9 protein-coding genes are annotated in these 10147 nt (G+C 71.1%); 5 read left to right on the forward strand and 4 right to left on the reverse strand.

The annotated features are described in order from the left end of the window. From ACFV7R_RS46135 to glgB, 3 genes are all read left to right on the forward strand, one after another. Positions 1–299 (forward strand): alpha-glucosidase C-terminal domain-containing protein (locus ACFV7R_RS46135; protein ID WP_385276547.1); only part of this gene is annotated, 299 nt, incomplete at its 5' end. Positions 300–383: 84 nt separating this feature from the next. Beyond that, entirely contained in the window at positions 384–1796 is a 1413-nt protein-coding gene (locus tag ACFV7R_RS46140; protein ID WP_385276550.1) for a maltokinase, read from the forward strand. Positions 1797–1824: 28 nt separating this feature from the next. Continuing rightward, a complete protein-coding gene (gene glgB, locus ACFV7R_RS46145; protein ID WP_385276553.1) occupies positions 1825–4359 on the forward strand; it encodes a 1,4-alpha-glucan branching enzyme in 2535 nt (844 codons plus the stop codon). Between the two features lie 108 nt (positions 4360–4467). Here the strand turns inward: glgB and ACFV7R_RS46150 are convergent, their stop codons facing one another. The 4 genes from ACFV7R_RS46150 to ACFV7R_RS46165 all read right to left on the reverse strand — a co-directional run bounded on the left by ACFV7R_RS46150 (position 4468) and on the right by ACFV7R_RS46165 (position 8187). Further along, positions 4468–6708 (reverse strand): HelD family protein, encoded by a 2241-nt coding sequence (locus tag ACFV7R_RS46150; RefSeq protein WP_385276556.1) that lies wholly within the window; start codon positions 6706–6708, stop codon positions 4468–4470. A gap of 182 nt (positions 6709–6890) precedes the next feature. Beyond that, positions 6891–7223: a thioredoxin family protein gene (locus ACFV7R_RS46155; protein ID WP_385276559.1), complete on the reverse strand. Its 333-nt coding sequence runs from the start codon at positions 7221–7223 to the stop codon at positions 6891–6893. After that, positions 7220–7648 (reverse strand): MerR family transcriptional regulator, encoded by a 429-nt coding sequence (locus tag ACFV7R_RS46160; RefSeq protein WP_385276561.1) that lies wholly within the window; start codon positions 7646–7648, stop codon positions 7220–7222. The genes ACFV7R_RS46155 and ACFV7R_RS46160 overlap by 4 nt, the downstream gene beginning before the upstream one ends. A gap of 29 nt (positions 7649–7677) precedes the next feature. After that, positions 7678–8187: an Lrp/AsnC family transcriptional regulator gene (locus tag ACFV7R_RS46165; protein WP_385276564.1), complete on the reverse strand. Its 510-nt coding sequence runs from the start codon at positions 8185–8187 to the stop codon at positions 7678–7680. 45 nt (positions 8188–8232) lie between these two features. On the opposite strand from ACFV7R_RS46165, the gene ACFV7R_RS46170 reads away from it, so the two are divergent. Both ACFV7R_RS46170 and ACFV7R_RS46175 read left to right on the forward strand, forming a co-directional pair. After that, on the forward strand, positions 8233–9144 hold the full coding sequence (locus ACFV7R_RS46170) for an NAD-dependent epimerase/dehydratase family protein (protein ID WP_385276567.1): 912 nt from the start codon (positions 8233–8235) through the stop codon (positions 9142–9144). 1 nt (position 9145) lies between these two features. After that, positions 9146–10060: an aldo/keto reductase gene (locus ACFV7R_RS46175; protein ID WP_385276569.1), complete on the forward strand. Its 915-nt coding sequence runs from the start codon at positions 9146–9148 to the stop codon at positions 10058–10060. Positions 10061–10147: the final 87 nt, after the last annotated feature.

The following is a 10147-nucleotide window of genomic DNA, read 5'->3' on the forward strand; positions in this document are numbered from 1 at the left end:
TGATCGAGATCCGCAAACAGAACCCCGCCTTCGGCCTCGGCTCGTACACCGAACTCCAGTCCTCCAACCCGGCCGTACTGGCGTTCCTGCGGGAGCACGGCGACGACCTCGTGCTGTGCGTGCACAACTTCTCCCGCTTCCCGCAGCCGACCGAACTCGACCTGCACTCCTTCAGCGGCCGCCATCCGGTCGAGCTCATCGGCGGGGTCCGTTTCCCCGCCATCGGCGAACTGCCGTACCTGCTGACCCTGGCGGGGCACGGCTTCTACTGGTTCCGGCTCCGCAAGGACGCCGCCTAGGACTCCGGGGCGGGGCGGTTTCTCCCGCTCCGCCCGGGGCACGCATCAGTAACACCCCGCCCACTCCGGGAAGGGACGCACGCCATGTCGGAAGCCGTCACCCGCCCCGCCACGGCCGGCCCCGGTCTCCTCGCGTCACTGGACCCCCTGCTGCGGGAATGGCTGCCACGGCAGCGCTGGTTCGCGGGCAAGGGGCGTCCGGTCACCGGGTTCTCGCTGGTGGCGGCCACCGAGCTGTTGCCGGCCGGGGGGAAGCTGGGCCTGTACCACCTGCTCGTCCAGGTCCATCAGCCGCTCGCCCACGGCACCGGCCCCGGTGACTGCTACCAGCTCCTGATAGGTGAGCGCGAGGCGCTGCCGCCCCGGCTGGCGCCCGCGCTGATCGGCCATGTGACCGAGGGGCCGCTCACCGGACGCACGGTGTACGAGGCCCTGTACGACCCCCGGCCCGCCGAGCTGCTCCTGGAGGCGCTGCGCACCCGGGCCCGCATCGGTGGCCTCCGCTTCGAACGGGACCCGCGGCAGGAGGTACGGTCCGGTCTGGTGCCCCGCGCGGTGACCGCCGAGCAGTCCAACTCGTCGGTCGTCTACGGAGATACGTTCATCCTGAAGCTGCTTCGCCGGATCGTGCCCGGCGTCAATCCCGACCTCGAGCTGCCGCTCGCGCTGGCCCGCGAGGGCTGTCCGCGGGTGCCGGCGCCGACGGCGTGGCTGCGGGCCGAGCTGTCCGGTCAGTCGTACGTCCTCGGCGTCCTCCAGCCCTACATCCAGGGCGCGGCGGACGGCTGGGAGCTGGCGTTGCGCGAACTGGCCAAGGGTGAGGACTTCGCCGCCGAGGCGCGGGCGCTCGGGCGTGCCACCGCCGAGGTGCACACCGCGCTGGCCCGCGCGCTGCCGACCGTGACGCTGGGCCACCTCCAGCTGCGCTCGATGGTCGACGGCATGCTCGAGCGCCTCGACGCCGCCGCACAGGCGGTACCGGCGCTGCGGACGTACGCACCCGGGCTGCGCTCCGCGTTCCAGGCGCTGGCCGATCTGGCGGCCGAGGGCCACACCTGGACCGCCCAGCGCGTCCACGGCGATCTGCATCTCGGGCAGTGCCTGCGCTCCCCGGCCGGGGGCCCCTCCCACGCTTTCGGCAGTGGGGGAGAGTGGTCGCTGATCGACTTCGAGGGCGAGCCGGCCCGGCCACTGGCCGAACGGCGGATGCCGCAGCCGACCGTGCGGGACGTCGCGGGGATGCTGCGCTCCTTCGACTACGCGGCACACTCCGTCCGGCCGTCCGTGCCCGGCTGGGCGGAGTCCTGCCGGGCCGCGTACTGCTCCGGGTACGCCGAGATAGACGGCCGCGATCCGCGCAACGACCCGGTGCTGCTGCGGGCCTACGAGACCGACAAGGCGGTCTACGAGGTCGTCTACGAGGCCCGGCACCGCCCGGACTGGCTCCCGGTGCCGCTGTCGGCCGTGCGGCGCCTCGCTTCCTCCCACCTGACCTGATCACACCTTCTCCTAGGAGGCTCCGCCCGTGACCCCCCGTACCCCCGCCAGCGGTTCGGATCCGAAGAAGACGGCCGAGGAGAAGGCGACCGCGCCCGAGAGGACGCCGGCCAAGAAGGCGACGGCGAAGAAGGCGGCTGCCAAGAAGGCTACGGCGAAGAAGGCCGTGGCCAAGGAGACGACGGCCGGCAAGGCGGTTGCTGAGAAGGCTGTGGCCAAGAAGGCCACGGCGAAGAAGGCCACGGCCAAGAAGGCGGCAACGAAAAAGGTCACGGCCAAGAAGACTTCCGCCAAGACGACCGCAGCAAAGAAGACAACCGCAAGGAAAGCGACCGCCAAGAAGACGACCGCGTCGAAGGTCCCCGTCGTGGCCACCGTCTCCCCCGCCCTCGATGCCGGGGACCGCGAGCGTCTGCTCAGCGGTACGCATCACGACCCGCACTCGGTGCTCGGCGCCCACCCGGTGCCGGGCGGAGTCGTGTTCCGGGTGTTCAGGCCGTACGCCCTGTCCGTCACCGTGGTCGCCGGCAGTCTGCGGGCCGAGCTGCACGACGACGGCGACGGGTTCTTCTCCGGGCTGGTGCCCCTGCAGGACGTCCCCGGCTACCGGCTCGGCATCGCGTACGAGGGGACCGTCCTGGACACGGAGGACCCGTACCGCTTCCTGCCCGCGCTCGGTGAGCTCGACCTGCATCTGATCGGCGAGGGCCGGCACGAGGAGCTGTGGCGGGCGCTGGGCGCGGAGCCGATGACCCATCAGGGCGTCTCCGGCACCCGGTTCACGGTGTGGGCGCCGAACGCCCGGGGCGTGCGCCTGGCCGGCGGTTTCAACTTCTGGGACGGCACCGGCTTCCCGATGCGTTCGCTCGGCGGCACCGGCGTATGGGAACTCTTCGTACCCGGGATCGGCGAGGGCGAGCTGTACAAGTTCGAGATCACCCGTCCCGACGGTTCGAAGACCCTGCGCGCGGACCCGCTGGCCCGCCGCACCGAAGCGCCGCCGAACACCTCGTCCGTCGTGCACGCCTCGCACTACGAGTGGGGCGACCAGGAGTGGCTGGCCCGCCGGGCGGAGCTGCCCGCGCACGAGGCACCGTTCTCCGTCTACGAGGTCCACCTCCCGTCCTGGCGACCGGGCCTGACATATCGTCAACTGGCTGAGCAGCTGCCCGCCTACGTCAAGGACCTCGGCTTCACGCATGTCGAGCTGATGCCGGTCGCCGAGCACCCCTTCGGCGGCTCCTGGGGCTACCAGGTCACCGGCTTCTACGCCCCGACGGCCCGCCTCGGCACACCGGACGACTTCAAGTACTTCGTGGACGCCCTGCACCGGGCGGGCATCGGCGTGCTCATGGACTGGGTGCCCGCGCACTTCCCGCGCGACGACTGGGCGCTGGCCGAGTTCGACGGGCGTCCGCTGTACGAGCACGAGGATCCGCTGCGTGCGGCCCACCCCGACTGGGGGACCCTGGAGTTCGACTTCGGCCGGCGCGAGGTGCGCAACTTCCTGGTCGCCAACGCCGTGTACTGGTGCGAGGAGTTCCATATCGACGGGCTGCGGGTGGACGCCGTCGCCTCGATGCTCTACCTCGACTACTCGCGCGAGCCCGGCCAGTGGTCGCCGAACGAGCACGGCGGGCGGGAGAACCTGGACGCGGTGGCGTTCCTGCAGGAGATGAACGCGACGGTGTACCGGCGGGCGCCGGGCGTGGTGACGATCGCCGAGGAGTCCACCGCCTGGGACGGTGTCACGCGGGCCACCCACCACCAGGGCCCGAGCGGCTTCGGCGGCCTCGGTTTCGGGCTGAAGTGGAACATGGGCTGGATGCACGACTCGCTGCAGTACATGAGCCACGAGCCGGTCCACCGCAAGTACCACCACCACGAGATGACGTTCTCGATGGTGTACGCGTACAGCGAGAACTACGTCCTGCCTATCTCCCATGACGAGGTGGTGCACGGCAAACGGTCACTGGTGTCGAAGATGCCGGGCGACTGGTGGCAGCAGCGGGCCGATCACCGGGCGTACCTCGGCTTCATGTGGGCCCACCCGGGCAAGCAGCTCCTGTTCATGGGCCAGGAGTTCGCCCAGGGAGCGGAGTGGTCCGAGGCCCACGGCCCGGACTGGTGGCTTCTCGACCCCGCGTACGGGGCCGAGGCCGACCACCGCGGCGTACGCGACCTGGTCCGCGACCTCAACACCGTCTACCGCCACACCCCCGCCCTCTGGGAGCGTGACACCCACCCCGAGGGCTTCCAGTGGATCGTCGGGGACGCGGCCGACGACAACGTCTTCGCCTTCCTCCGGCACGCCGTCGACGGCACACCGCTCCTGTCCGTCTCCAACTTCTCGCCGGTCGTCCGCCACGACTACCGCCTCGGCGTCCCCGACGACATCCCCGCCTGGCACGAGACGCTGAACACCGACGCCGACCGCTACGGCGGCAGCAATGTCATCAACCCCGACCCGGTCAAGCCGGAGGCGATGGGCTGGCACGGCCGCCCGGCCAGCATCAGACTGACGCTGCCGCCGCTGGCTACGGTGTGGCTGCGGCCGGCGTAGCCGGGCGCATGCCCCCGACCGAGATCGACCGGCCCACCCCTCACCCGACCGAGTCGGGTGGTGGGTGGGCACAGGCCGGGGGTCTGGGGGCGGAGCCCCCAGCGACGGTCACCCCGACGCGGGCGACGCCTCGGCCAACCCCCGCGGCAGGGACCCCGTGTGCAGCACACCCAACCTCTGCGTCGCCCGAGTCAGCGCCACGTACAGATCGCTCGTCCCGTACCGCCCCGGCTCGACGACCAGGACGGAGTCGAACTCCAGACCCTTGGCCTGCCGCGGGTCCAGCAGGACAACCGTCTGCGTCAGGTCGGGCTCGGCACCCGCCGTCACACCGTCCAGCCGGGTGGCCAGCCGCCGGTGCAGGTCGCGTGGCGCGATCACCGCGAGGCGGCCCTCGGCCGGGGTCAGCTCCCCGACCGCCTTGGCGACCGCGCCGGGCAGGTCGTCGGTGGCCCGGACCCAGGGGCGTACCCCTGTCGACCGTACGGAGCGGGGCGGCTCGAAGTCGGGGTGCTCCGCGCGTACGACGGCCGCGGCGAGGTCCATGATCTCGGCGGGGGTGCGGTAGTTGACGCCGAGGCGGGTGTGGTCCCAGCGGTCCTCGACATACGGCTGGAGGATCTTCGACCAGGAACCCACGCCCGCCGCCTCCGCGGTCTGGACCGGGTCGCCGACCAGGGTCATCGAGCGGGTCGGGCTGCGCCGCATGAGCAGCCGCCACGCCATCGGGGACAGCTCCTGCGCCTCGTCGACGATGATGTGCCCGAACGCCCAGGTGCGGTCGGCCGCCGCGCGCTCGGCGGCGCTGCGGTGGTCGTCCTCCTCGTGCCGTTCGGCGAACCGTTCGGCGTCGATGATGTCGTGCGCGGACAGGACCTCGGAGGCCTCGGGATCGTCCTCCTCCTTGTCCTCGAACTCGTAGGTGCGGGAGGCGTACGACACCTCGAGGACGCCCTGCGCATACGCCACCTGGGCCTCCCGCTCGCGTTCCGCACGCGCCCGGGCCGCCCGGTCGTCCTCACCGAGGAGTTCGGCCGCCTCGTCGAGCAGCGGTACGTCCGCCACCGTCCACGCCCGGGTGACCGGTCGGCGGATGGCGGCGGCGTCCGCGTCGCCGACGTACCCCTCCGGCGCGGCGAGGAAGTCCGCGACGAGCCGCTGCGGGGTGAGGACCGGCCACAGCTGGTCGACGGCGGACCAGACCTCGGGGTTGTCGGCGAGTTCGTCGCGGATCTGGGTGATGTCACTGGCGTCGAGGAGGTTCGAACCGTCGTAGGGGTCGGTGCCGATGCGTTCGGCGACCATGTCGGTGAGCGTGTTGAGGATGTGGCCCTCGAAGTGCTCGCGGGCGGCGTTGTGCGGCAGCTCGGCGGCGCGGGTGCGCTCACGGGCGACGCTCACCAGGCCGTCGTCGAGCATCAGGATCTCGCGGTCGTGCTCGATCGCGATCACCGGGTCGGGCAGCGCCTCCCGGTCCCGTACGACGGCGGCGAGCACGTCGGCCATCTCGGCGCGGCCCTTCACGGCGGCCGCCTCGGGGGTGTCGGTCGCCGTCGCCTTCACGCCGGGGAACAGCTCACCGACCGTCGCCAGCAGCACACCGGTCTCGCCGAGGGAGGGCAGCACCTCGCCGATGTAGCCGAGGAACGCCGGGTTGGGGCCGACGATCAGGACGGCCCGTTTGGCCAGCAGCTCCCGGTACTCGTAGAGGAGATACGCGGCCCGGTGCAGGGCCACCGCCGTCTTGCCGGTGCCGGGGCCGCCCTCGACGACCAGTACTCCGCGGTACGGGGCGCGGATGATCTCGTCCTGCTCGGCCTGGATGGTCTGCACGATGTCCGTCATCCGGCCGGTGCGCGCGGAGTTCAGCGCGGCCAGCAGTACGTCGTCCCCGCTGGGGTCCTCGTAGCCGGTCCTGGTGGCGTCACCGACGTCGAGGAACTCGTCGTGCAGGGCGGTGACGCGGCGGCCGTCGGTGGTGATGTGCCGGCGGCGGCGCAGGCCCATCGGGGTGTGGCCGGTCGCCAGGTAGAAGGGGCGGGCGACGGCGGCACGCCAGTCGATCAGGACCGGCGTGCGGTCGGCGTCGGCGGCGCGCAGGCCGATACGGCCGATGTGGTGGCGGACGCCGGAGGTCAGGTCGATCCGGCCGAAGCAGAGCGAACCGTCCACGGCGTTCAGCGCGGCGAGCAGCCCGGACCGCTCGGCGACGAGGATGTCCCGCTCCAGACGGGCCTGCATCGGCTTGTCGCCCTGGGCGAGCGCGTCCGTGACGGAGTGCTCGGCGTCGCCGCGCAGCGCGTCCACGCGCGCGTACAGGTCGTCGATGAATTCCTGCTCGCGGCGCATTTCATCGTCTGGAAAGTCGACGTTTGACGAATCCATGTTTGACAATTCCGCTCCCGCCCGGATATACTTGCCTCATTACGCTTCCTCGCGACTACATTTCCGTGAAGTCGCGAACCATTGAATATACGCAGAGAAATCCCCCGGGCGCAATTGCCCGGGGGATTTCTTTACGTCTGCTGAGGTCACAGCACGTCGGACAGCTCCTCCAGCAGTCGGCGCTTCGGCCGCGCCCCCACCATCGACTTCACGGGCTCACCGCCGCGGAACACCATGAACGTCGGCATGGACAGCACCTTGTACGCATTCGTCGTCTCCGGGTTGGTGTCCACGTCCAGCTGGACCACCTTCAGGCGGCCGCTCGCCTGGGCGGCGAGCGCGCTCAGCACCGGGCTCATCTGCCGGCACGGCGGGCACCAGTCCGCGGTGAACTCCACCAGCACCGGCAGCTCCGCCCCGAGCACCTCGTCGTCGAAATCCGCGTCCGTCACCTCGGCCACACCTGCTGCCCTGATCACCCCTGCTGCCCTCCCAGCTCGCACACCGGTTCCGGACCGCCCGAAACCCCCGCCTCGGCGGCCAGCTTCTCCCGCGCCCTCTCGGCGCGCGCGAGCTGCCGGGCCACCGTCTCCCGTACCGCGCCCAGCTCCGCGATCAGCGCGTCGAGCTCGTCCAGCTTGCGCCGGTACACCGCGAGCGACGCGGGACACGAGTCGCCCTCCGGGTGCCCGGCCCGCAGACACTCCACGAAGGGCCGGGTCTCCTCCAGGCCGAACCCGAAGTCCTGCAGGGTCCTGATCTGCCGCAGCAGCTTCAGGTCCCGCTCGTCGTACGTCCGGTGTCCGTTGGTGTCGCGCCGCGCGGGCAGCAGCCCCCGCGACTCGTAGTACCTGAGCGTCCGCGTGGTGGTCCCGGCCCGTTCGGCCAGCTCGCCGATTCGCATGCGTACGAACGTAAGCCTTGACGCCGACGTCAGGGCAACAGCGGTTTCCGCTGCACCGGGGAGGTGAGGACGATCGACGTCGTCGTGCGGCCCAGGGCGGAGACCGCTTCGAGGACCTCCTCCAGATGGACCGTGTCCCGGACGGCGACCTTGAGGATCCAGCAGTCCTCGCCGACCACATGGTGCACCTCGGTGATCTCGGGACGTTCGATCAGCTCCAGGGTCCTGGGGTGCTTCAGGTTGTACCCGCCGTGCGGGTTCACGCGGATGAAGGCCTGGATGCCGTAGCCGAGGCGGGCCGGGACGACATGCGCTCCGTAGCCGCTGATCACGCCCGCGGCCTCGAGCCGCCGTACCCGCTCGGTGACCGCCGCCGGGCTGAGACGCACCCGGCGGCCCAGTTCGCTGAGCTTGATCCGGCCGTCGGTCTGGAGGAGCTCCAGGAGCCGCCGGTCCAGCGCATCGAAGGCCACCGATGTTTCGTTGGCAGCCGTGCGCAGATGCCGTGGTTCTTTCGGGGCTGCGGCCGGAACTCCCATGCTTCCCCCTTCAGGACGCGTGTGTACGCCGGGAGAATTATGGTCATGGAAAAGGCGCGAGAGGTACTGGTCATCGGCGGGAACCGCTATTTCGGCAAGCGGCTCATCGCGCGGTTGCTCGCCGCCGGGGACCGTGTGACGGTCCTCAATCGCGGCTCGTCGCCACCGCCCGCCGGGGCGCTCCACCTCGTCGCCGACCGCGACGACGAGCGCTCGCTGACCGCCGCCCTCGGCTCGCGCACCTTCGATGCCGTCGTCGACCAGGTCTGCTACACCCCACGCCAGGCGGCGCTCGCCCGCCGCGTGTTCACCGGCCGCACCCGGCGCTATGTGATGACGTCCACGGTCGAGGTGTACGCGTACGAGGACTCGGTGGAACTTGTGCGCGAGGAGGCTGTCGATCCGCGCGCGGTCGTCGTCGAGCTCGAACTCCCCTGGGACGACCCGGAGTTCGTCGAGAGCCACTACGGCGAGGGCAAGCGGCAGGCCGAGGCGGTCTTCGCGGCCGGCCAGGACCTCCCCTACGTGGCCGTGCGCGTCGCTCATGTACTGGGCGGGGACGACGACTTCACCGGGCGGCTCCAGCACTACACGGACCGGATCCGGACCGGCGAGCCGATCACCGTTCCGGTCGTGAACAAGCCCGCCACCTACATCCACGTCGAGGAGATCGCCGACTTCCTGGCATGGGCGGTCGGCGCGGACTTCACCGGGCCGGTCAACGCGGCCTCCCACGGGCTGCTGGCCACCGAGGAACTGTGCGCGGCGCTGGCCGTGCATCTCCCCGAGGGCAGGGCCGTCTTCCGGGGCGTCGAGGCCGGCGAGGTCTCGCCGTTCTCCTTCGCCCGCTCCTACGGCATGGACAACTCCCGGGCCACGCGGCTCGGTTTCACCTTCGGCGACGTACGGCAGTGGTTGCCGAAGGCGGTCGCGGAGACGCTGGGGAAGGGCGACTGACATGCAGTACCGCACACTGGGCGGCCTGCGCGTGAGCGCGATCGGGCTCGGCGCCATGCCGCTGTCCATCGAGGGCCGCCCGGACGAGGCACGGGCTCTGGCCACCGTGCACGCCGCGCTCGACGCGGGCGTGACGCTGCTGGACACGGCGGACTCCTATCACCTGCCCGGCGCCGGGCCCGGCCACAACGAGCACCTGCTCGCCCGCGCTCTCGCGACGTACGGCGGTGACACGGCGGACGTGCTGGTGACCACGAAGGGCGGGCGTGGCAGACCGTCCCCCAGAGCATCAAAGCCTGGGGAGACCCCCATCGGCAGCTGGACGACGACAGGCTCTGCGCGCCATCTGAAGGCGGCCGCCGAGGCCTCTTTGAAGCGGCTCGGGGTGGAGGCGATCGGTCTCTATCAGCTGCACAAGCCGGACCCCGCCGTCCCCTTCGAGGAGTCCGTCGGCGCCCTGCGCGAGCTGCTCGACGAGGGCAAGATCCGGCTGGCGGGCGTCTCCAACACGGACACCGGCCAGATCCGCCGGGCCCGCGCGATCCTCGGGGACCGGCTGGTCTCGGTGCAGAACCAGTACTCGCCGGCCGTACGGGACAGCGAGGCGGAGCTGCGGCTCTGCGCCGAGCTGGGGCTGGCGTTCCTGCCGTGGAGCCCGCTCGGCGGCATCTCGCGCAGCTCGCTGGACGGCCCGTCCAGGCCGGCGGGGACCGACCGCTTCGGCGCGTTCCATGCCGTGGCGAAAGAGCGCGGGGTCAGTCCCCAACAGGTGTGCCTGGCCTGGCTGTCGGCCAAGTCGCCGACAGTGATCCCGATTCCCGGCGCGAGCCGGCCGGAGACGATCAGGGACTCGGCGGCAGCGGCGGACCTGGTGCTGAGCACGGAGGAACTGGCCCGGCTGGACGCGGCCGTCTAGAAGATCACTGAAAATGTTGCGGTTCTGGCCCCGACGCGGTTGCGTCGGGGCCAGTGTTGTTGGCATGCAGGGCGAGTGGGCCGGGGA

The organism is Streptomyces sp. NPDC059866, from assembly GCF_042731325.1.
Lineage (GTDB): Bacteria > Actinomycetota > Actinomycetes > Streptomycetales > Streptomycetaceae > Streptomyces > Streptomyces flavusporus.